The sequence below is a fragment of the Pseudomonas sp. PDM02 genome (genome assembly GCF_014852285.1).
In the GTDB taxonomy this organism is placed as follows: Bacteria; Pseudomonadota; Gammaproteobacteria; order Pseudomonadales; family Pseudomonadaceae; genus Aquipseudomonas; species Aquipseudomonas migulae.
This window is the reverse complement of sequence record NZ_JACVBL010000012.1, coordinates 62,454-83,033: the sequence shown is the minus strand read 5'-3', so window position 1 is coordinate 83,033 and position 20,580 is coordinate 62,454. Positions and strand designations below refer to the sequence as shown.

The window sequence follows — 20,580 nt, the reverse complement described above, 5'->3', positions numbered from 1 at the left end:
GGACCTGATGCTCAAGGCAACCCTGGGCGCAGCGGTGGTGCTGATCCTCGCTGCGCTGGCCAAGACCAAAAACTATTACATCGCCGGCCTGGTGCCGCTGTTTCCGACCTTTGCGCTGATTGCGCACTACATCGTCGGCAAGGGCCGCTCGCTGGACGACTTGAAGACCACGATTGTGTTTGGCATGTGGTCGATCATTCCGTACTTCATCTATCTGGCGACGTTGTACGTGATGGTCGACCGTATGCGGCTGGAGGCTTCGCTCGCCGTGGCTGCGGTGGCGTGGTTGATCGCGGCTACGATCCTCGTCAGCGTCTGGGTACGCTTCCAGACCTGACCACACCCCCTGTAGGAGCGAGGCTTGCCCGCGAATGGTCCGCAACGGAACAACTGATGCACCGCGTTATCGTTCTTCGCGGGCAAGCCTCGCTCCTACAGGATCTGCGTTGTTTCGAGACTGAAGGCTGGCCCGCCCCTTGCATTTACCCCCCAAAGCCCCCTCGGCCGGCCTTCATGATGGATGGAGCCGGTGTCTGGGAGGGTCTGCCAAGGGTGAATTGCGACCTTGAACATTTTAGATCTCGACCACAGCCTGACTGCCCAGGCCCCCATCGCACGGTTGCTCGACAGCGGCCGCGCGAAACGCCTGGACCTGCTCGACCTCGGTCCGAAATTGCGGCTCTGGTCCAGCGAACGCACCTGGCGCCGCTTCGCCGAACGCCTGCAACAACGTCCGCGCCACAGCGGCCCGCAACCGGAAATCTTCTTCGTCGGCTCCGGCGATTACCACCACTTGACCCCGGCCTTTCTCACTGACTTGCCGGCACCGGTGAGCCTGATCCACTTCGACAATCACCCCGACTGGGTCCACTTCGCCCCGCGTCGGCATTGCGGTTCGTGGGTCAACCAGGCGCTGAAACTGCCGAACGTCCAGCGCATCGTCACCCTCGGCCCGTGCAGCGATGACCTGCAAAATCCACAGCTCAAGGGCGGCAACCTCAGCGCCCTGAAACGCGGGGTCTTGCAGCTGTTTCCGTGGCAGCATCCGCCCTCGAAAGTCTGGGGCCGGGTCGGCGATGGCGCCGGGCATCAGCAACTGGAAAACCAGCTGCACTGGCGCAACCTCGCCGAACTGGATTGGCCGGTGTTTCTCGATCAGTTGATCACCAGCCTGCCCACCGAGGCGGTGTGGATCACCATCGACAAAGACGTCCTGGCCAGCGAAGACGCGGCGACCAACTGGGATCAGGGCGGCATGCGCCTGAGCCATCTGCTGCAAGCGATACGCGTGCTGGCCGCGAACAAGCGGATCCTCGGCATCGACATCTGCGGCGAATACGCCCGCCCCGCCTTCAGCAACGCCTTCAAACGCTGGGAAGCCAAGGCCGACCAGCCGCCGGCGGAACGCTGGAGCGCAGACGATCTGCTGCGAAACTCGGCCACCAATCAGGCACTGATCGAGCTGTTCGAGGAGCTGTTCCCATGACCATTACCGTGATTGTGCTGGTGGCGTTTTCCATCGTGCTGGACGTCATTGGCCAGCTCTGTTTCAAGCTCGGACTCGACCGTTTGCCGGAACTTGAAGGCGGTTTTCGCCTGAATGCGTTCTGGGGCCAGGTGTTCAACGCGCCGCTGCTGTGGTGCGGGATCGGCGCCTACGTGATCGAGTTTTTTGTCTGGCTCGAAGCCCTCTCCCGCGCGCCGCTGAGCCTGCTGTTTCCGGCTGCGGCGCTGGCGTATTGCGGGGTGGTGCTGGCCGGCAAACTGATCCTCGGCGAAACCGTGAGTCGTCGGCGCTGGCTCGGCACCTTAGTGATTACGGCGGGCGTGATGCTCGTGTGTGTCGCCCATGCATGAGGCTCAATCGATGATCAGAGGCAAGACCGACTGGCTGCATGAGCGCTTGGGCACCATCGTGCTGTGGGCGCTGTTGATCGCTTTTGAAAGTGCCGGGCAGATCGCCACGAAGGTGGGCGGTGATCAACTGGGGCAGATGGATTTCAACCTGAAGTGGCTGATGGCGGTGGCGGTCAATCCGGGGGTGTGGCTGGCGATTGCCTGTTACATCGGGGCGTTTTTCGTGTGGATGCTGATTCTGCGGCGCAGCAGTCTGTCGCTGGCGTTTCCGTTGAGTTCGCTGGTGTTCGTCGGGGTTTTGCTTGGGTCTTGGCTGGGGTTGGGCGAGCAGATCAGCGTGCTGCATTGGGTAGGGGTGGCGGTGATCATGGGGGGGATTGCGTTGCTCGCCGAGGGTGAAGAGACCTAGTTTTCTGTGATCTCAAGGGCCCCATCGCGAGCAGGCTCGCTCCCACATTGGACTGCATTCCACCCTGTGGGAGCGAGCCTGCTCGCGATGGCGTCAGCCCAGCCAACAAACATCTCTAGTCAAACTTGTAGGCCACCGCCGCCTGCACCTCCCCTTGGTTGGTATCCCCGACCGCTTTGACAATGCTGCTATCCGCCGCCGCCCCTGTCAGGTGAATCCAGCTCGCGCTCGTCAGCAGTGACCATTGCGGCGCAAGGGGAAATTCGAAGCTCTGGGTCAGCGCCACGTTCTGTAAGCCACCACCGGCGTTGTACGGGCGGATCCCCGAGGCTTGAGACTCGTCGGCACTGACGCCGAAGAACGTCTGGTTCTGCCGCGCATCGGCAAAATGCGCGGTCAGGTTTGAGCTGCCGATCACCCCGCCACCCAGTGGATAACCCACCTCCCCACCCAGCCGCCCCAACACCCCGCCCTGCCCGCCTCGCCCGCCCACCGCCTGGCCAACCGAGGCAAATACCCGCCAGAAGTCGGCCGGCGCGTACTGCACAAACCCGCCCACTTCGCCCATGTCCGGCACATCGCGCAAGCCTTGCAGCTCACCGTTGGAGGTCCGTCCCGGCAGGTAATTCAGAAACGGCCCGGCGCTGAAGCCACTTGCGTTGAACGCGTCCCAGGTCAGCCCGTCATCGGTGCTCAGGCTGACATCGCCCCAGTCCAGATCGAGGTACGGCACGGGCCGGGTTTCGTAACGGCTGCCGGTTGGGTCGTGCGGCTGATAGCTGAGGCCAACCCCTGCTTCGCCGGTGATGCCGTCTGCTGAAACGTTGGCCGAAAGGCACGTCAGCGCGGCGAATAGAGCAACAGTAATCCTCGACATGAGGCAATTCCTTGAACGGGACATGCGCGCATCAATCCCCGGATCGCGCTCCCGGCGCAAGCACTCATGTTGTTTGTAGCGACCTACAAAAATTGTAGCTTCGAAGACACGAACACACGCCAGAACCCCGCCCCCGCTGGGCCAAACCCGGTTGGCACAGTCCCTGCTCTATCCCTTGTGCAGCGCAGACAGCACACCCGGCGCACACTTTTTACAAGATAGGTAACGCAGATGATTGACTGGCATATCGTGTGTGATTTCGACGGGACCATCACCCGCACCGACGTGATCGACAGCATCCTCCAACGGTTCGCCGACCCGAGCTGGGAAGCGATCGAAAACGAGTGGCTGGCGGGCGACATCGGTTCCCGTGAATGCCTCAGCCGCCAGCTCTCGCTGGTCAAGGCCACACCCTCCGAGCTGCTCGGGTTCTTCGACACGGTCGAGATCGACCCGGACTTCCCCGACTTCGTCGACCATGTGATCGGCCTCGGCGCTTCCCTCGAAGTGGTCAGCGACGGCATCGAGCAAGGCATCGCACGGATCCTGGCGCGCAACTACGTCAGCCTCTTGCCGATCCTCGCCAATCGCCTGCGCCAACTCGATCACGACAGTTGGCGCATCGACTTCCCCCATGCCAGCGACGCCTGCCGCGCCGCCTCCGGCAACTGCAAATGCAAATCCACCCCCAGCACCAAACGGGTACTGGTAATCGGCGACGGCCAGTCCGACATGTGCGTGGCCGCCACCGCCGATTTCGTGTTCGCCAAGGATCGCCTGGCCGAGCACTGCGAGCGCAACGGCATCGCCTATGCGCGCTTCGACAGCTTCGCCGAACTGCCTGCGTTGCTGGCCTTGCTGCCAAGCGCCAACGCCGCCAACGCCACCTCTTTCAACGTTGAAACACAGGAACTCCTCCACCATGTCTGATATTCGAATCGCTACCGCAGAAGACCAGATCCTCCTGGATAAAGAAGCCAAATACTGCTCCTACGGCGACACCGTTCACTACATCGACCCGCCGCGTATCTTCAGCCGATGCGAAGGCTCCTACGTCTGGGACACCGAAGACCAGGCCTACCTCGATTTGCAAATGTGGTACTCGGCGGTCAATTTCGGCTACGCCAACCCGCGCCTGAACAATGCGCTGAAACAGCAGATCGATACGCTGCCGCAGATCGCCAGCCAGTACCTGCACAAAGGCAAGATCGAGCTCTCGGAAATGATCGCGGTCGACGCGAAGAAAAAATTCGGCCTCGACGGTCGCGTGCACTTCAACGTCGGCGGGTCGCAGTCCATCGAGGACTCGCTGAAAGTCGTGCGTAACGCCACCAACGGCAAGAGCCTGATGTTCGCGTTCGAGGGCGGTTACCACGGACGTACACTCGGCGCCTCGTCGATCACCTCCAGCTACCGCTATCGCCGCCGCTACGGCCACTTCGGCGAGCGCGCCAATTTCATCCCGTTCCCGTACCACTTCCGTGGCCCGAAAGGCATGACCAAGGAAGAATACGGCAGCCATTGCGTGCAGCAATTCGCCCGCCTGTTCGAGACCGAATACAACGGCGTCTGGGACCCGAAAGTCGGCCAGAGCGAATACGCCGCGTTCTACGTCGAGCCGATCCAGGGCACCGGCGGCTACGTGATTCCGCCGATGAACTTCTACAGCGAACTCAAGCATGTGCTCGACCAGCACGGCATTCTGATGGTGGTCGACGAAATCCAGATGGGCTTCTATCGCACCGGCAAGCTGTGGTCGATCGAGCACTTCGACGTCAAACCCGACGTCATCGTCTTCGGCAAAGCGCTGACCAACGGCCTCAATCCGCTGGGCGGCATCTGGGCGAAAGAAGAGCTGATCAACCCGAAAATCTTCCCGCCAGGCTCGACCCACTCGACGTTCGCCTCCAACCCGTTGGGCACGGCGGTGGGCCTGGAAATGTTCAAGATGACCAGCGAAGTCGACTACGGCGCGATGGTCATGAACAAGGGCAAGTACTTCCTCGAAGGCTTGAAGGACTTGCAGAAACGTTACCCGATCATCGGCGACGTCGACGGCCTGGGCCTGGCGCTGCGCTGCGAAATCTGCGGCCCGGACGGTTTCACGCCGGACAAGGCCACGCTCGATTTCATGGTCGAAGAAGGCATGAAGGGCGATATCGAAATCGACGGCAAACGCCTGGGCCTGATTCTCGATGTGGGCGGTTACTACAAGAACGTCATCACCCTCGCGCCGTCGCTGGAAATCAGCTATCCGGAAATCGATTTGGGCATCGCCCTGCTCGACCGCTTGCTGCATCGGGCGATGACACGATGAACGAGCAAGAGATCGACATGGGCGAAGGCAGCGCCGGTTTCGTTCTCGGCAGCGGGGAGGTCGCGGTGTTGTTGATCCACGGCCTCACCGGCACCCCGACCGAGTTGCGTCGGGTCGCCATGGGCCTGGCCAAGGCGGGCTGCACGGTGTACGTGCCGACGCTGGCCGGGCACTGCGGAGACAACGCCGACCTGCAAGCCACCGGTTGGCGTGACTGGTACGAGAGCGCACGCAATACCTTCATCGGTGTGCGGCGCAAACACGAGCACGTGTTCGTCGGCGGTTTGTCGATGGGCGCGGTGCTGTCGATGTACCTCGCCGCCGAGCATCCGGGGCAGATCGAAGGCTTGTTGCTGTATTCGACGACCCTGCGCTACGACGGCTGGAACATGCCCAAGGTCGCCGTGCTCACGCCGTTGCTGATGGCGATTCCGTTTGGCGTGCACCTGTGCCGCTTCAACGAAAAATCACCCTTTGGCATCAAGGACGAACGCTTGCGAGCGATCGTCGAGCGGCAGATGAAGGCCGGTGAAAGCAGCAACGCCGGGCTGCTGACCATGTCCGGGGTGAGTGTCCGGGAACTGCATCGACTGGTGGCGGCGGTGAAAAAACGCATGCCGCAGATCACCACGCAAACGCTGGTGCTGCACTCGCGCGAAGACGACATCACCAGCCGCTGGAACGCCGATTATGTGGAACGCAAACTCGGCGGTCCGGTGGTGAAGGTTCTGCTCGACGACTGCTACCACATGATCACCGTCGACCTGCAATACCGCCGCGTGGTGGAACTGAGCGCGGACTTCATCCGGCAACGTTTCATTCAACAGCGCTGCGCCCCCAAACCCATGCGCCAGGACTATCGGCAACTGGCCTGACTCAAGGAAACGATGTGATCACAGCCCTTGCCTTTTCGACGATCGAGGCCATCGACCGCGATGCCTGGAATGTCTGTTTCCCTGCCGAGCTGGAGGATTGGAATTACTACCGGGCGGTTGAACGGGCCGGCATCGCAGACTTTCAATGGCGCTATCTGGCGTTGTACGAAGACGAGGTATTGATCGCGGCGGCCGTGGCGTTCACCACCGCTTACTCGCTGGACACCACGGTTCAGGGGCTGGGCAAACGCATCAGTGAACGGCTGCGTCGCGTGTGGCCGGGGCTGTTCGACGTGCACCTGTATGCCCTCGGTTCGCCGGTGGCCGAGCAGTGCCACGTCGGGACCGCGCCGCACATCGACGCGGCCCGGCGCGAGGATCTACTCCAGCAATTGTTACGGCTGGCGCGCCACGATGCGGCTCAGGCCGGGATCGGTTTGCTGGCCGTCAAGGATGCCTCTCACCGCGACCCGCAATGGTTGCAGGTATGTCAGGACGCGGATCTGCAAAGCATGCCCGGGCTGCCCAGCGCCGAGCTGCCGATCCGTTTTGGCTCGGTGGACGCCTACCTTGGCACGCTCGGCAAATCCACCCGCAAAGACCTGCGCCGCACCCTGCGTGGCCAAGGTCCGCGCATCGAATGGCGGCGCTCGGTCGATGACCTTCTACCGAGGATGATGGCGCTTTACGAGGCCACGCTGAGCCGCAGCGACCTGACCTTCGAACGCCTGCCGCCCGGCTACTTCCGCCAGGTCCTGGAACACCTCGATGAACGTGCCGCGTGCGTGTTGTATTGGGTCGGCGAAGAGCTGGTGGCGTTCAACCTTGTGCTGTTGGACGAACAGCGACTGGTCGACAAGTTCTTCGCCCACGACCTGGCCCGGACCCGCGAACACAATCTCTACGTGCGCAGCTGGCTGGCCAATGTCGACTACTGTATTGAGCACGGCATCCCGATCTACGCGTGCGGCCAGGCCGGTTATGCCAGTAAGCTGCGCCTGGGTTGCTCGTTTACCGGCAACACCGTGTTTTTCCGCCATCGCAACCGCTTGCTCGACAGCCTGTTGCGTGTGGTGAAACTGTTTATCCGACCGGACCGTTCCGACCCTGCCATGGCAGCCGCGATCAGCGAGCAGCAATAAGCGAAGCACAATGACCAAAGACTCACGCACCAACGCTCGACCTTTCGCCCTCTCCGGCTGGAGCCTGCAGCGCAAACTGGTGCTGGCGTTCTGGCTGGTCAGCGTCATTCCGACGATGATCGCCGCCGAACTGGCGGCCACCACGCTGTCGCAGATTTTCGACAGCAACGTACGCATCTGGCTGCAGGAATCGACCAAGATCGTCGAGGACGAGATCAGCGAAATCCTGCGCGACAACGCCCGGGTCGCGCAGCTGTTCCTGCGTTACACGCGCCCGCCCACCGATCGGCAGGCGAACAAACACGACAAGCTGACCACCGACATCGCCGACTCCATGGGCATCGACGTCGTGGCGCTGGTGCGCACCAGCGATCACAAAGTGGTGTTCAGCACCGCCGCCGACGACATCGTCCGCCAGATCAGCACTGCGCCCAAGGCGGTGCTGCAAACCCTGCAAGTCGGTGGCGTGGCGACCGGCACGGTGGTCTCGACCTTCGAAACGGATCAGGACGGCGTCGAGTACAAACTGGTGATTGCCACCTACCTCGACAACAGTTTCCTCACCAGCGTGGCCGACGTGCACTCGCTGGACCTGCGCCTGTATCTGGCCAAGGCCAATGACTTCTCGGAGATTTTTTCCACCCAGCGCTTCGAGGATCATCCGGCGGCCGTGCCGGAAAAAATCGAGCAGATCCTGCGCAGCACCAAACAGCCGATCGAACAGTTCACCAACCGCTACAGCGGCATCTACCGGCCGATCCTCAACGAAAACGGCGAGCTGCAAGGGGTGATTTTCAGCGGCCTGCTGCGCCACACCAGCCTGGTCGGGCTGGTCAATCAGAGCAACCTGTTCATCCTGATTTTCCTGCTCAGCTCGGCGGCGTCCCTGGCGGTCGGCTGGCTGGTGTCGCAGCGCCTGACCAAGCCGTTGCGCGGGTTGTCCAAAGGCGTACAAGCGGTGATCGCCGGGGATTATCGCCAACGCCTGCCGGTCACCGGCGGCGACGAACTGGCGGAACTGAGCAGCACCTTCAACCACATGAGCGAACGCCTCGGCGAGTTGCAGCATCTGGAATCGCAACTGCGTCGGCGTGACCGTCTGCACGCTCTGGGCGAAGTGGCGATGGGCCTGGCCCATGAAATCCGCAACCCGCTGGGCATCATCAAAACCGCCACGCAACTGCTGCACCGACGCGCCGATTTGCCCGAGACCGACAAGCGTCATCTGGAATACGTGGTCAGCGAAGTCAGCCGGATCAACGATTTGATCACCGACTTCCTCGACTTCGCCAAACCCAGCGCTCCGATGCGCTCGACCCAACTGGCGCGCCCGCTGGTGGATGAACTGGTCGGCTTCTGCGCGCCGGAGCTGGCCAGCCACAACATCGATGTGCAAATCGATGATCAATCGCCCACCGCGACGCTTTACGCCGACGCGCGGCAAATCAAGCAGGCCGGCCTGAACCTGATCGTCAACGCCATCGACGCCATGCCCGACGGCGGGCGGCTGACCCTGGGCATCAGCAGCGACCGGCACTACACGGTGATCAGCATCAGCGACACCGGCCAAGGCATCGAACCGGACATGCTCGAACGGATCTTCACACCGTTCGTCACTACCAAGGCCTCGGGCACCGGGCTGGGTCTGGCCAAGGTGTTCTCGATCATGGAGAGTCATGACGGACGCATTGAATGCGTCAGCGAAAAAGATGCCGGGGCCACATTCACCCTGTACATTCCGGCCAACGGTGAAGACTTCGACGAGGGCAGCGATGACACATAACGTACTGGTGGTCGACGACGAGCCCAAGCTCTGCGACCTGCTGGCCTCGGCGCTCAGTCAGAACGACATTGTGGTGTTCACCGCCGGCAACGGCCTGCACGCGCTCAAGGTGCTGGAGTGCGAAGACATCGACCTGGTGATCAGCGACTGGCGCATGCCCGGCATGGACGGCCCGCAACTGCTGGCAGAAATCAAAAGCCGTTTTCCGCAGTTACCGGTGATCGTCATGACCGCCTACAGCACCGTGAAAAACGCCGTGCAGTCGATGCGCAACGGCGCCTTCGACTACATCGCCAAACCGTTCGACATTGATGAGCTGGACATCACCGTCAACAAGGCCCTGCAATTTCGCGACATTCTCAAAGACAACCAGCGCATGCGCGCCGAGCTCGACGAGCACCGGCAGATCGACAGCCTGATCGGCGACAGCCCAAGCTTTCGGCGGGTGCTGCACGCCATCGACTCGGTGCGCGAAAGCAACGCGACCATTCTGCTGACCGGCGAAAGCGGCACCGGCAAGGAAATGGTCGCCCGGGCGATCCACACCCACGGCAATCGCGCCGACAAACCTTTTGTCGCGGTGAACTGCGCGGCAATCCCCGAAGGGCTGCTGGAAAGCGAAATGTTCGGCCACCGCAAAGGCGCGTTTACCGGCGCGGTGGCGGATCGCGTCGGACGTTTCCAGCAGGCCGACAAGGGCACGCTGTTTCTCGATGAAATCGGCGAAATGCCGCTGGCGTTGCAGGCAAAAATCCTCCGGGCCTTACAGGAGCGAGTGATCGAACCGGTGGGCGATCCGCGCGAGCGCAAGGTCGATGTACGGGTGATCGCGGCGACCAACAAAAACCTGCTGGACGCGGTGGCCAACAAGGAGTTTCGCGAAGACCTCTACTACCGCCTCAACGTCTTCCCGATTCCGCTGCCGGCCCTGCGCGAACGGGTTGAAGACATTGCGCCGCTGGCCCGGCATTTCGCCCACACGCTAGGGGCTGCGGCCGGCAAACGTTTCAGCGGTTTCAGCGCGCAAGCGTTGCAGGCCATGGCCCGGTATTCATGGCCAGGGAATATTCGCGAACTGCAGAACTGCGTGGAACGGGCGACCATTGTCGCCTCGGGCGCGGTGATTGAAGAGGAAGACCTGCCGGCGTATCTGTTTGCTTCAAGCTCCGCCGACGGCGGCACGTTGATCGCTGAGGGCAGCGTACCGGCAGACCTGGAAGCGGCGCTGGCCGAGGTGGAAAAAACCTACATTCTGGCGGCGCTGGCACAGAGCAACGGCGTGCAGGCAGCGGCGGCGCAGTTGATCGGGATTTCCGAGCGCAGCTTCTGGTATCGGTTGAAGAAGCTGGGGATTCATGTGGACAAAATTGTCCGCTGATCCCTGCCTGTGGGGGCGCAATGCTGTTCACTTGGGCGCTAACCGTGGGCTTTGAATGGGGCATATCCGTTGCTGCGGTAACGGCGGGTATTGGTTTCGCCCTTACGGCGAGTCACTTTGGAAAAGCCCCAAAGTAACCAAAGGGCTCTTGCCCCTTTCGTTCGGTGGCTCGCTAAGGCTCGCCATGCCCTCGCTCCGGTCCTGCTCCGTGGGCCCGCCGCCATCGGCCATCCATGGCCGGGGGCGGCTAACCCGGCATCCATGCCGGGTTGCCCACTGCGCAGAACCTCCACTCGGCCTCTCGAGGGGGCGACTACCGCCACAGCCGCCGAGGCGGCCTGAAAGCCGACCTGGCTCTTTGGGGGTACGCGTTGTCCTTCTCTGCTGCGTTCACTCATTCCCGACATGTACACCAACCCCTGTAGGAGCCGGCTTGCTGGCGATAGCGTCCTTTCAAGCGATAGATGTGTCGACTGACCCACCGCTATCGCCAGCAAGCCGGCTCCTACAGGGGGTCGTATTTATCCAAATGCATATGCGTTTCCCTTGTAGGAGCCAGCTTGCTGGCGATGGCGTCCTTTCAGGCGACAAATGCGTCGACTGACCCACCGCCATCGCCGGCAAGCCGGCTCCTACAGGGAATCGCGTTTGCTTTTGATTTTCACCACTCATCAGGCCGAGCGTTAGCTCGCCTTCCGCTTTTGATCTGAGCGCCCCCTCGCGAGGCCGAGCGCAGGTTCTGCGCAGTGGGCAACCCGGCAAGGATGCCGGGTTAGCCGCCCCCGGCCATGGATGGCCGATGGCGGCGGGCCCACGGAGCAGGACCGGAGCGAGGGCATGCCGAGCCTTAGCGAGGCACCGAACGAAAGGGGCAAGAGCCCTTGGTTACTTGGGGCTCTTCCAAGTGACTCGCCGTAAGGGCGAAACCAATAGCCGCCATTACCTCAGCAACGGATATGCCCCCCATCCAAACCGTGGGAGCAAGCCCGCCCCCCAGTAATCAATCCAGTCAACCAAGCGATCAGCTTACAGTCCCGCCTTTTGATTCACTCATGATCTGCCGAATCGCCCCCACAAACGTCTCCACCGGTTGCCCGCCACTGACGGCATATTGCCCGTTGAACACCACCGTCGGCACCGAACTCACCCCCCGCGACAACCACAACTGCTCTTCCTCTCGCACCTCTTTAGCGAACGCGTCCGAGGCCAGAATCGCCTCAGCCCGCTCCCGGTCCAGACCAACACTTTGCGCAATCTGAGCCAACTGCGCGTGGTCGGACGGATTGCCGCCCTCCGTGAAATACGCCTTGAACAACGCCTCTTTCAGATTGAACTGCAACCCTTCCAGCCCCGCCCAGTACAGCAAGCGATGCGCATCGAACGTGTTGTAGATGCGGCTGTTGCCGTCGGTGCGAAAGGCGAACCCGACTTCGGCGCCACGCGCACGGATCATTTCGCGGTTCTTCTGCGACTGCTCCGGGGTCGAGCCGTATTTCTCGGTGATGTGTTCGGTGATGTTCTGCCCTTCCGGGCCCATCTTCGGGTTCAGCTCGAACGGCTGGAAACGGATCTCGGCCTGGACCTCGTCCCCCAGCAGATCCAGGGCACGGGTCAGGCCGTACAGCCCGACAACGCACCAGGGGCAGGACACGTCGCTGACGAAATCGATTTTCAGGGGGGTACTCATCACTCACCTCGCGGGCTGGATACGGGCCGGAAAAGTTGAACGATACACCTGTGGGTCTGAGTACATCTGCTAGAAATTGGTTGGCTGTCAGGCCGTCATCGCTGGCAAGCCAGCTCCTACAAGGTAAGGTGTGTCAACCCGGTCTGTAGGAGCCGGCTTGCTGGCGATGGGGCCTTCAAACCTTGCATCGTTGTCGAGGCCGCCATCGTTACAGGAGGTTGTGTTCGGCCACCGGATCAATCTGCGCCCAGTGCGAAGTGTCCTCACGATGAGCCTGCAAATAGGGCAGCACGGCCGCAAGCAATGGCGCTTTGAAGGCTTCCTGAAAACGATGGGCCAGCCCCGGAATCAGCTTCAACTGGCTGCCACGAATATGCGCCGCCAGGTGCACGCCATGCATTACCGGCAACAGCGGATCGGCAGTGCCATGAACCACCAGCGTCGGCACCCGCAGTTGATTGAGCAGTGCCACCCGGCTCGGCTCCGCGAGGATCGCCATGATCTGGCGCTTCACGCCCTCGGGGTTGAACGCACGGTCATAGGACAGCGCCGCCTGATGCAACAGCGCCTGCCGATCATCACTCACCGACGGGCTACCCAGCGCCGCCAACAAATCAGCCTGCTGCTCCAGCGCCACCTCACGATTCGGCGCGCCACGCCGCGAAAGCAGTTGTACCAGCGCCGCGTTCGGCGCCGGCAAGCCTTCGGCACCGGAACTGGTCATGATCAGCGTCAGGCTCTCGACCCGCTGCGGCGCCATGGCCGCCATGTGCTGGGCGATCATCCCGCCCATGCTCGCGCCCAGTACGTGGAATTGCTCGACGTGCAAGGCATCCATCAAACCCAGCGCATCGTCGGCCATGTCGGTCAGGGAATACGGCGCCGATACCGGCAAGCCGAGTTTGTAGCGCAGCACTTCGAAGGTCAGGTTGGCGTCGGCAGGCGATTGCCGCCAGGTGGACAGGCCGACATCGCGATTGTCATATCGAATCACCCGAAAACCCTGCTGACACAGCGCAACCACTACCTCGTCCGGCCAGTGAATCAACTGCCCGCCCAGGCCCATCACCAGCAGCAACGCCGGATCGGAGGCACGGCCGATGCTCTGGTACGCCAGGCTCACCTGCGCCAGATCGACCCGTTCGGTCGGAACATTGACATCGCATCGAGACGCCGCAAAGGACGGAAGGCCAAAGAACAACGCGGCCAGGAAGGCCGCCGTTGATAAAAATCGTGCACGCATGAAAAACACCGAAACGCAGAACCCCAGTAGAGCGCGAGTCTGATGAAGTTTGTTGAAGCGCGCTGCCACAGTTACGTGACAGTTTGATGAAGAGTGCTGAACGGTCGTTTCCGAGACCGCGTCGCCTGCTTCGCGAGCAAGCCCGCTCCCACATTCGATCGCATTCCAATTGTAAGAACGCGGTCAACTGTGGGAGCGGGCTTGCTCCGGGCGGCGTTCCGACGAAGGCGCCAGAACAGGCGCCTCAGGACTTTAGGCCAGCTGACTGCGCAGTTGCCGCGCCGCCGCCACCATGTTCACCAATGCCGCTTCTGTTTCCGGCCATGCCCGGGTCTTCAAACCGCAATCCGGGTTCACCCACAACCGCTCTGCCGGAATGCGCTTCACGGCCTTGCTCATCAACTTGACCATCTCGGCCGTGTCCGGCACCCGTGGCGAGTGAATGTCGTAGACGCCCGGACCGATGTCATTCGGGTAGTCGAACGCTTCGAAGGCTTCCAGCAATTCCATGTCCGAACGCGAGGTTTCGATGGTGATCACGTCGGCATCCATGTCGGCAATCGCCTTGATCACATCATTGAATTCGCTGTAGCACATGTGCGTATGGATCTGGGTTTCATCGCGCACGCCGGAGGCGCTCAAGCGGAACGCTTCCACCGCCCAGTCGAGGTATTCCTGCCATTGCGCCCGACGCAGTGGCAAGCCTTCGCGGAACGCGGCTTCGTCGATCTGCACGATCTTGATGCCGGCGTTTTCCAGGTCGACCACTTCGTCACGCAGGGCCAACGCCAACTGCTGCGCCTGGACTTTGCGCGAAACGTCTTCACGCGGGAACGACCACATCAGCATGGTCACGGGACCGGTGAGCATGCCTTTCATGACCTTGTCGGTCTGGCTCTGCGCGTAGCTGATCCAGTCGACCGTCATGGCTTTCGGACGGCTCAGGTCGCCATAGATGACTGCCGGTTTGACGCAGCGCGAGCCATAGCTCTGCACCCAGCCAAAGCGGGTGAACAGGTAGCCGTCCAACTGCTCGGCGAAGTACTCGACCATGTCGTTGCGTTCGGCTTCACCGTGTACCAGCACATCCAGCCCCAGACGTTCCTGGACCTGCACGGCATGGCGGATTTCATGGTGCATGGCGTCGGTGTAGTCGTTGGCTGACAACTTGCCTTGCTTGTAGGCCTGTCGCGCCAGACGGATCGAACCGGTCTGCGGGAACGAGCCGATGGTGGTGGTCGGGAACGCCGGCAGTTTCAAGCGCGCACGTTGTTGCTCGATGCGTTTGGCGAACGGCGATTGGCGTTGGCTGTCCGCTGCACTGATGGCATTGATGCGGGCTTGCACTTCGGTTTTGTGAATACGCGGCGACTCGGCACGGCTGGCCTGAATCGCCCGGCTTTGTGCCAGCGCGGTTTGCACTTTGGGCGATTGCGGATCGTTGAGCGCGTCGCGCAGCACGGCGATTTCGCCACACTTCTGCACCGCAAACGCCAGCCAGCTTTTCAGTTCCGGATCGAGTTTGTCTTCGCGTTCCAGGTCTACCGGGCTGTGCAGCAGCGAGCAGGAACTGCTGACCCACAGGTTGTCGCCGAAACGTTCCTGGGCCAATTGCAGTTGTGCGAGCACCGGTTCCAGTTCGCAGCGCCAGACGTTGCGGCCGTTGACCAGGCCTACCGAGAGAATCTTGTAGGTCGGCAGACGATCGAGCACGTGCAGCAGTTGGTCGGGCGCGCGCACCGCATCGATGTGCAAGCCTTGTACAGGCAAGCCGACGGCCAGGCCGAGGTTGTCTTGCAGGCCGCTGAAGTAGGTCGCCACCAGCTTTTTCAGCGGCGAATACTGGAGGATGTGGTAGGCGCGTTCGAAGGCGTTTTTCCATTCTTGCGGCAGGTCGAGGGTCAGGATCGGTTCGTCGATCTGCACCCACTCCACACCTTGTGCGGCGAGGCGGCCGAGGATTTCACCGTAGATCGGCAGCAGGCGCTCCAGCAGGTCGAGCTTGTCGAAGTCATTGCCTTTGGCCTTGCCCAGCCACAGGTAAGTCAGCGGGCCGATGATCACCGGTTTGACGTTGTGGCCGAGGGCCTTGGCTTCGTCGACTTCGTCGAACAGCTGTTCCCAGCTCAGCTTGAACTGCTGGTCAGCGCTGAATTCCGGGACAAGGTAGTGGTAGTTGGTGTCGAACCACTTGGTCAGTTCCTGGGCGTATTGCGCTTTGCTGTGTTCGCCACCGCAGCAAGTGGTGGTGGCACCACGCGCCATGGCGAACAGCGTGTCGAGCGTCGGCAGGCCCCTGGCATTCTTGGCGCTGTCGAAACGCTCCGGGATCACACCGAAGGTCAGGGAATGCGTCAGGACCTGGTCGTACCAGGCGAAGTCGCCGACCGGCAGCAGGTCGATGCCGGCATCTTTCTGTAATTGCCAGTGGGTGGCGCGCAGTTGGCGACCGACGCTCTTCAGCGCGTCCTGATCGAGATCGCCCTTCCAGTAGGATTCGAGGGCTTTTTTCAGTTCGCGGTCAGCGCCGATGCGTGGAAAACCAAGTGTGTGGGCCAGAGCCATGGTGAGTTCCTCCTTGTAAAAGATGGCGCTATTGTCGACAGCCAACCCAACATGAGACAAACTCAACCTTTTCGTGTTGATCACAAGTTTTCCTCATGGAGCCCTCCGGTGCTTGAAATCCGTCACTTGAAGACCCTGCACGCCTTGCGCGAAGCCGATAGCCTGGTCGATGCCGCCGACCGCCTGCACCTGACGCAGTCGGCGCTGTCCCACCAGTTCAAGGAACTGGAAGAGCGCATGGGCATGCCGCTGTTCGTGCGCAAGACCAAACCGGTGCGCTTCACCAGTGCCGGTTTGCGCCTGCTGCAACTGGCCGACGCCACCCTGCCACTGCTGCGCGGCGCCGAGCGCGATATCGCGCGGCTGGCCGGTGGCACCGCCGGGCGCTTGCACATGGCGATCGAGTGCCACAGTTGCTTTCAGTGGCTGATGCCGACCATCGACCAGTTCCGCGATGCCTGGCCGGAAGTCGAGCTGGACCTGGCCTCGGGCTTCTCTTTCGCACCGCTGCCGGCGTTGGCCCGTGGTGATCTGGATCTGGTAGTGACCTCCGATCCGCTGGAACTGGCCGGGATCACGTATGTGCCGTTGTTCACTTATGAAGCCATGCTCGCGGTTGCCAATCAGCACCGCTTGGCGAACAAGGCGTACATCGTTCCGGAGGATTTGCTCACGGAAACCCTGATCACTTACCCGGTGGAACGTGACCGGCTGGACATCTTCACCCGCTTCCTGGAGCCGGCCGACATCGAACCGGCCCAGGTCCGCACCTCGGAACTGACGGTGATGATGATGCAGTTGGTCGCCAGCGGTCGTGGCGTCTGTGGCATGCCGCACTGGGCGCTGCATGAATACAGTTCACGGGGCTACGTGAAGGCCAAGCGACTGGGCGAGAAGGGATTGTTTGCGACGTTGTACGCGGCGGTTCGTGCGGACATGCTGGATGCGCCGTATATGCGCGACTTCCTGCTGACGGCAAAAGATACGTCGTTCTCGACACTCGATGGTGTCAGCGCCGTCCGATAACACAACACGGACTTGTAGGAGCGAGGCTTGCCCGCGAAGAACGATAACGCGGTCTGTCCAAATAACCGCGTCGTTCCTTTCGCGGGCAAGCCTCGCTCCTACAGGGGATTGCGGTGATCTTTAGATCTCGCGCCACATATGAATCTTGTCGAAGTAGTCCTCGCCCACCCGCACCGCCAGCGGTTCAAGGCCGAACTGGATGAAGCCGCAACGCTGGTACAGATTGAACGCCGCGTCATTGCCGGCGGTAACGGTCAGTTGAATCAGCCTCAACCCCGGGTGGGTTTGCGCTTCGGCCAACGCCGCCTGCACCAGTTGATAACCGAGCCCGCGCTGGCGGACCTGACTGGACACGTACATGCCAAACAGCGTCGCCTTGTGCCGGGCCTTTTCCCGAGGATCGAAGGCGAGGCCGACGATGCCTGCCAACTTCCCTTCCTCAAACGCCCCGAACACCACATCGAGCTTGCTGGTCAGGCGCGATTCCCACCAGCTCAGCGGCATCGTGGCGCGCTCGCGCACGGTGGAGGTAAACGCCTGGGGATGCAGGTCGTAGGCTTCGAGCATCAACGCCCGATAGTCCAGGGCATGGCTGGCATCAAGCCGTTCAATCCACATGTTCACGCTGTCCGTCGTTGCTCAAGCATCAGCCGCACGGCCAGCGCCGCCAACACAAACCCCATGAAGTAACGCTGCACCGCCAGCCAGGTCGGGTTGTTGACGAACCACGACGCGATGCCGGCGGCGAACACCGCGATCAGCAGGTTGACGCTGAAACTGACGCTGATCTGCGTCAGGCCGAGGATGATGCTTTGGTTGAACACCGAACCGTGCTCAGGGGTGATGAATTGCGGAAACACCGAGAGGTAAAACACCGCGATTTTCGGGTTCAGGGCGCTGGTCAAAAAGCCCATGGTGATCAGTTTGCGCGAGGAATCCGGCGGCAACTGCTGTGCCTCGAACGGCGAACGCGCGCCCGGTTTGACCGCCTGCCAGGCCAGCCACACCAGGTACAGCGCGCCGGCCCACTTCAACACTTCATAAGCCATCGGCACCGCGAGGAACACCGCAGTCAATCCCGCTGCCGCAGCGAACAGGTGCACAAAAAAGCCCGCCACCACACCGAGCAACGAAGTGACTCCGGCCTTGCGCCCCTGGCAGATCGAACGAGAGATCAGGTAGATCATGTTCGGTCCCGGCGTCAGTACCATCAGCAACGCGGCAGCGGCGAAGATCAGCAAGTCTTGAAGCGGGATCATGGCGGTTCCTTGGCGTGAATGATCAGGCGATTGCGCTCAGCGAGGCTCGATAAAACGGCAGGATCAGGTCTCGTGTCAATGGCGCCAGCGTCACATCGCCGTCGGTGGCGGGGTCGATCCAGCGCACCTCTTCGATTTCCGCCGCAGGCGATACGTCTGAATCGATGGTCAGCAGAAAGAGTTCGGCCTGTACGACAAAACCTGGCTCGTTGGCGGCCGGTGCCGAGAACTGCCCCAGATAAGTGGCGTGCGCCGGATCGATGGCCAATCCCAACTCTTCTTCCAGCTCACGCACCAGGGCGTGAACCGGTTGTTCATGGGCCTCGATCTTGCCGCCCGGCTGCATGAAAGCTTCAGTGCCACGTTTGCGCACCAGCAGCGTGCGACCGTCGGGACCGATCAACAGGGCGGCGGCGATGTGGATGATGCGGGGGGTAGTGGCGGATGCAAGCGTCATGGGTGAGGCGTGGCCTTGGCTGAAAGGTGCAAGCATCACATGAGTGGCGGGACATCGTCACGCCGAAAAAACCTCCGCGAAACACCGCCCCCTGTGGGAGCGGGCTTGCTCGCGAAGCTGTGTGTCAGTCGCCTCTATGTCGGATGTGACGCCGCCTTCGCGAGCAAGCCCGCTCCCACAGGGGGATCAGTGCTGAGCCTGGGGAACCTGTTCCATCTCGAGAATCGCGCTGTTCACTTCTTCCGGCACCTTCACGAAAATGCTGTATTTCGCGCCCTCCATGGCCTCGAAGGCGATCAGCTTTTCCACCAGCGGTCCGTTCAGCACCTTGCCGGCGTTGAGCAACAACATGCCGTTGTCGGCGTTGAGGTTGCGCGCCAGGACCATCCCTGCCGCCAATTCCCGGGTGGTCATGACCTTGACCATCGGATCGGCCAGGGACACATCGCTCAGGTACGCGGCACACACCTTGATGAAATCCTCCACCATCTCGGGGTCGTAGAGTTTTCCGGCGTAGCTGCGGATATACACCAGCGCCTCATCGCTGTTCATCTGCCGCTCCAGGATCAACCCGCGTTGCAACTCGATGAAATCCACTGCCAGTTTCAACAGCCGGGAACCGACCGGTATCGCTTCGCCCTTGAGCCGGTCGGGAAAACCGCTGCCGTCCCAACGCTCCTGATGGTGAAGAATCAGACGGGCAGCGTCCTTCATCGGATCGAGCGTCATCAACAGGGATTCGCTCTGCTTCGGATAATTGCGATAACGCTCGCGATCATTGTGATGCAACAGGTCCGCGGGGGCGGTCATCATGTTGTCGGTCCAGCTCAGCTTGCCGATGTTGTAGAGCGCCGCCGCCATGGTCAGGTCGCGGCTGGTGCCTTCGTCCAGGTCATGAAGTTTGCAGTACACCCGCACCAGCTCGATGATCTGCCGGTTGGTCTGTTTGGCCGGCGGCATGCGCAGGTTGGCCAGCAGCGAGAACATTTCGGTGCCGGTAACGTAGCTGTGCTTGAGCTCTTCGTAGGCCAGGTCGAGCATGTCGGCGGTCTGCTGCAGCTCAGCGGTGCGGGAGGCGACGCGTTTGTCCAGGGTGATGTTGAGCAGCTTCAATTCCTGGTTCTGATCCCACGTTTCCTGGACCAGACGCAACCGTTCACGCTCGGAATGCTGATACGCGAGTGATTGTCGCAGTACCAGCAGCATTTCCTCATCGTGCCAGGGCTTGCTGATGTAACGGTGAATCTGCCCGTCATTGATGGCTTTGATAATGGCTGACGGATCGGCATAACCGGTCAACATGATACGCACGGTATCGGGGTAATGCTGGTGGATGAGGGCCAGCAGCGTGGCGCCGTCCATGTTGGGCATGCGCGCGTCACTCATCACCAGGTCGATGGGCTGCTGCGCCATGATTTCCAGGGCCTGGGCGCCGCTGGTGGCCAACAACACGTCGTAGGGCTGGCCGCGCAACAGTCGACGCAAGCTGTTGAGGATGGACTCCTCATCGTCGACCAGCAGCACTTTGGGTTTATAGGTGGACCTCGTGGGGAGTTGCTCTTCCATGGCATTACCTCGGGCGAAAACGGTTACAGCGATATGTCGGGAACCGGGCAAACATCCCCTATTGCCGGATCCTGACCTACAGGCTAGATGATTTTCGACCCACCACCGCAATGATTCGTTTCAGTCGGTTGCGCGAACT

The 20,580-nt window shown here is 61.4% G+C and carries 19 protein-coding genes; 11 read left to right on the top strand and 8 right to left on the bottom strand.

All coding sequences use genetic code 11. From position 1 onward, the window contains the following. The first annotated feature begins 7 nt into the window (after positions 1-7). From IB245_RS21285 to IB245_RS21270, 4 genes are all read left to right on the top strand, one after another. Positions 8-337 carry a GlpM family protein gene (locus IB245_RS21285; protein ID WP_192228627.1) on the top strand — a complete coding sequence of 110 codons (330 nt, stop codon included), beginning with the start codon at positions 8-10 and terminating at the stop codon, positions 335-337. A 228-nt stretch (positions 338-565) separates the two neighbouring features. Continuing rightward, positions 566-1,486 (top strand): arginase, encoded by a 921-nt coding sequence (locus IB245_RS21280; protein WP_192228572.1) that lies wholly within the window; start codon positions 566-568, stop codon positions 1,484-1,486. After that, a complete protein-coding gene (locus tag IB245_RS21275) occupies positions 1,483-1,857 on the top strand; it encodes an EamA family transporter (protein WP_008032192.1) in 375 nt (124 codons plus the stop codon). The genes IB245_RS21280 and IB245_RS21275 overlap by 4 nt, the downstream gene beginning before the upstream one ends. A 10-nt stretch (positions 1,858-1,867) precedes the next feature. After that, positions 1,868-2,266 carry a transporter gene (locus IB245_RS21270; protein WP_008040850.1) on the top strand — a complete coding sequence of 133 codons (399 nt, stop codon included), beginning with the start codon at positions 1,868-1,870 and terminating at the stop codon, positions 2,264-2,266. A gap of 115 nt (positions 2,267-2,381) precedes the next feature. Here IB245_RS21270 and IB245_RS21265 read toward each other — a convergent pair whose 3' ends face one another. Further along, positions 2,382-3,143, bottom strand: a complete 762-nt coding sequence (locus IB245_RS21265) for a MipA/OmpV family protein (protein WP_192228571.1) — start codon at positions 3,141-3,143, stop codon at positions 2,382-2,384. A 231-nt stretch (positions 3,144-3,374) separates the two neighbouring features. On the opposite strand from IB245_RS21265, the gene IB245_RS21260 reads away from it, so the two are divergent. The 6 genes from IB245_RS21260 to IB245_RS21235 are packed head-to-tail and all read left to right on the top strand — an operon-like array spanning position 3,375 to position 10,638. Then, a complete protein-coding gene (locus IB245_RS21260) occupies positions 3,375-4,073 on the top strand; it encodes an MtnX-like HAD-IB family phosphatase (protein WP_192228570.1) in 699 nt (232 codons plus the stop codon). Next, the gene (locus tag IB245_RS21255; RefSeq protein WP_008032198.1) at positions 4,066-5,460 is read left to right on the top strand and encodes an aspartate aminotransferase family protein; all 1,395 of its coding nucleotides are present in this window, start codon (positions 4,066-4,068) and stop codon (positions 5,458-5,460) included. The genes IB245_RS21260 and IB245_RS21255 overlap by 8 nt, the downstream gene beginning before the upstream one ends. Then, on the top strand, positions 5,457-6,335 hold the full coding sequence (locus tag IB245_RS21250; RefSeq protein WP_192228569.1) for an alpha/beta hydrolase: 879 nt from the start codon (positions 5,457-5,459) through the stop codon (positions 6,333-6,335). Before IB245_RS21255 ends, IB245_RS21250 begins: the two co-directional genes overlap by 4 nt. Before the next feature lie 14 nt (positions 6,336-6,349). Continuing rightward, on the top strand, positions 6,350-7,477 hold the full coding sequence (locus tag IB245_RS21245) for a GNAT family N-acetyltransferase (protein ID WP_192228568.1): 1,128 nt from the start codon (positions 6,350-6,352) through the stop codon (positions 7,475-7,477). A gap of 10 nt (positions 7,478-7,487) precedes the next feature. Beyond that, entirely contained in the window at positions 7,488-9,260 is a 1,773-nt protein-coding gene (locus tag IB245_RS21240; protein WP_192228567.1) for a sensor histidine kinase, read from the top strand. Continuing rightward, positions 9,250-10,638, top strand: coding sequence for a sigma-54-dependent transcriptional regulator (locus tag IB245_RS21235; protein WP_192228566.1), 1,389 nt, complete (start codon positions 9,250-9,252; stop codon positions 10,636-10,638). The genes IB245_RS21240 and IB245_RS21235 overlap by 11 nt, the downstream gene beginning before the upstream one ends. Before the next feature lie 1,021 nt (positions 10,639-11,659). Here the strand turns inward: IB245_RS21235 and IB245_RS21230 are convergent. The 3 genes from IB245_RS21230 to metE all read right to left on the bottom strand — a co-directional run bounded on the left by IB245_RS21230 (position 11,660) and on the right by metE (position 16,133). After that, positions 11,660-12,325 (bottom strand): DsbA family oxidoreductase, encoded by a 666-nt coding sequence (locus IB245_RS21230; protein WP_192228565.1) that lies wholly within the window; start codon positions 12,323-12,325, stop codon positions 11,660-11,662. A gap of 208 nt (positions 12,326-12,533) precedes the next feature. After that, positions 12,534-13,568: an alpha/beta fold hydrolase gene (locus IB245_RS21225; RefSeq protein WP_008032212.1), complete on the bottom strand. Its 1,035-nt coding sequence runs from the start codon at positions 13,566-13,568 to the stop codon at positions 12,534-12,536. 252 nt (positions 13,569-13,820) lie between these two features. After that, positions 13,821-16,133, bottom strand: a complete 2,313-nt coding sequence (gene metE, locus IB245_RS21220; RefSeq protein WP_192228564.1) for a 5-methyltetrahydropteroyltriglutamate--homocysteine S-methyltransferase — start codon at positions 16,131-16,133, stop codon at positions 13,821-13,823. A gap of 108 nt (positions 16,134-16,241) precedes the next feature. Between metE and metR the strand changes: the two genes are divergently transcribed. Further along, positions 16,242-17,159 (top strand): transcriptional regulator MetR, encoded by a 918-nt coding sequence (metR, locus tag IB245_RS21215; RefSeq protein ID WP_008032216.1) that lies wholly within the window; start codon positions 16,242-16,244, stop codon positions 17,157-17,159. Positions 17,160-17,279: 120 nt separating this feature from the next. On the opposite strand, the gene IB245_RS21210 is transcribed toward metR, so the two are convergent. The 4 genes from IB245_RS21210 to IB245_RS21195 form a co-directional block, all read right to left on the bottom strand. After that, positions 17,280-17,777, bottom strand: a complete 498-nt coding sequence (locus IB245_RS21210) for a GNAT family N-acetyltransferase (RefSeq protein ID WP_192228626.1) — start codon at positions 17,775-17,777, stop codon at positions 17,280-17,282. A gap of 2 nt (positions 17,778-17,779) precedes the next feature. Beyond that, positions 17,780-18,418 carry a LysE family translocator gene (locus IB245_RS21205; RefSeq protein ID WP_008032220.1) on the bottom strand — a complete coding sequence of 213 codons (639 nt, stop codon included), beginning with the start codon at positions 18,416-18,418 and terminating at the stop codon, positions 17,780-17,782. 22 nt (positions 18,419-18,440) lie between these two features. Then, on the bottom strand, positions 18,441-18,875 hold the full coding sequence (locus IB245_RS21200; protein ID WP_192228563.1) for an NUDIX hydrolase: 435 nt from the start codon (positions 18,873-18,875) through the stop codon (positions 18,441-18,443). 186 nt (positions 18,876-19,061) lie between these two features. Beyond that, positions 19,062-20,441, bottom strand: a complete 1,380-nt coding sequence (locus tag IB245_RS21195; protein WP_192228562.1) for an HD domain-containing phosphohydrolase — start codon at positions 20,439-20,441, stop codon at positions 19,062-19,064. Positions 20,442-20,580 lie beyond the last annotated feature (139 nt).

What these genes read in the sequence shown, in the direction of transcription:
- IB245_RS21210 (WP_192228626.1), bottom strand. Translation starts at nt 17,777, where the DNA reads ATGTGGATTGAACGGCTTGATGCCAGCCATGCCCTGGACTATCGGGCG.
- IB245_RS21265 (WP_192228571.1), bottom strand. Translation starts at nt 3,143, where the DNA reads ATGTCGAGGATTACTGTTGCTCTATTCGCCGCGCTGACGTGCCTTTCG.
- IB245_RS21195 (WP_192228562.1), bottom strand. Translation starts at nt 20,441, where the DNA reads ATGGAAGAGCAACTCCCCACGAGGTCCACCTATAAACCCAAAGTGCTG.
- IB245_RS21260 (WP_192228570.1), top strand. Translation starts at nt 3,375, where the DNA reads ATGATTGACTGGCATATCGTGTGTGATTTCGACGGGACCATCACCCGC.
- IB245_RS21255 (WP_008032198.1), top strand. Translation starts at nt 4,066, where the DNA reads ATGTCTGATATTCGAATCGCTACCGCAGAAGACCAGATCCTCCTGGAT.
- metE (WP_192228564.1), bottom strand. Translation starts at nt 16,133, where the DNA reads ATGGCTCTGGCCCACACACTTGGTTTTCCACGCATCGGCGCTGACCGC.
- IB245_RS21240 (WP_192228567.1), top strand. Translation starts at nt 7,488, where the DNA reads ATGACCAAAGACTCACGCACCAACGCTCGACCTTTCGCCCTCTCCGGC.
- IB245_RS21235 (WP_192228566.1), top strand. Translation starts at nt 9,250, where the DNA reads ATGACACATAACGTACTGGTGGTCGACGACGAGCCCAAGCTCTGCGAC.
- IB245_RS21275 (WP_008032192.1), top strand. Translation starts at nt 1,483, where the DNA reads ATGACCATTACCGTGATTGTGCTGGTGGCGTTTTCCATCGTGCTGGAC.
- IB245_RS21205 (WP_008032220.1), bottom strand. Translation starts at nt 18,418, where the DNA reads ATGATCCCGCTTCAAGACTTGCTGATCTTCGCCGCTGCCGCGTTGCTG.
- IB245_RS21270 (WP_008040850.1), top strand. Translation starts at nt 1,868, where the DNA reads ATGATCAGAGGCAAGACCGACTGGCTGCATGAGCGCTTGGGCACCATC.
- IB245_RS21225 (WP_008032212.1), bottom strand. Translation starts at nt 13,568, where the DNA reads ATGCGTGCACGATTTTTATCAACGGCGGCCTTCCTGGCCGCGTTGTTC.
- IB245_RS21285 (WP_192228627.1), top strand. Translation starts at nt 8, where the DNA reads ATGCTCAAGGCAACCCTGGGCGCAGCGGTGGTGCTGATCCTCGCTGCG.
- IB245_RS21230 (WP_192228565.1), bottom strand. Translation starts at nt 12,325, where the DNA reads ATGAGTACCCCCCTGAAAATCGATTTCGTCAGCGACGTGTCCTGCCCC.
- IB245_RS21200 (WP_192228563.1), bottom strand. Translation starts at nt 18,875, where the DNA reads ATGACGCTTGCATCCGCCACTACCCCCCGCATCATCCACATCGCCGCC.
- IB245_RS21250 (WP_192228569.1), top strand. Translation starts at nt 5,457, where the DNA reads ATGAACGAGCAAGAGATCGACATGGGCGAAGGCAGCGCCGGTTTCGTT.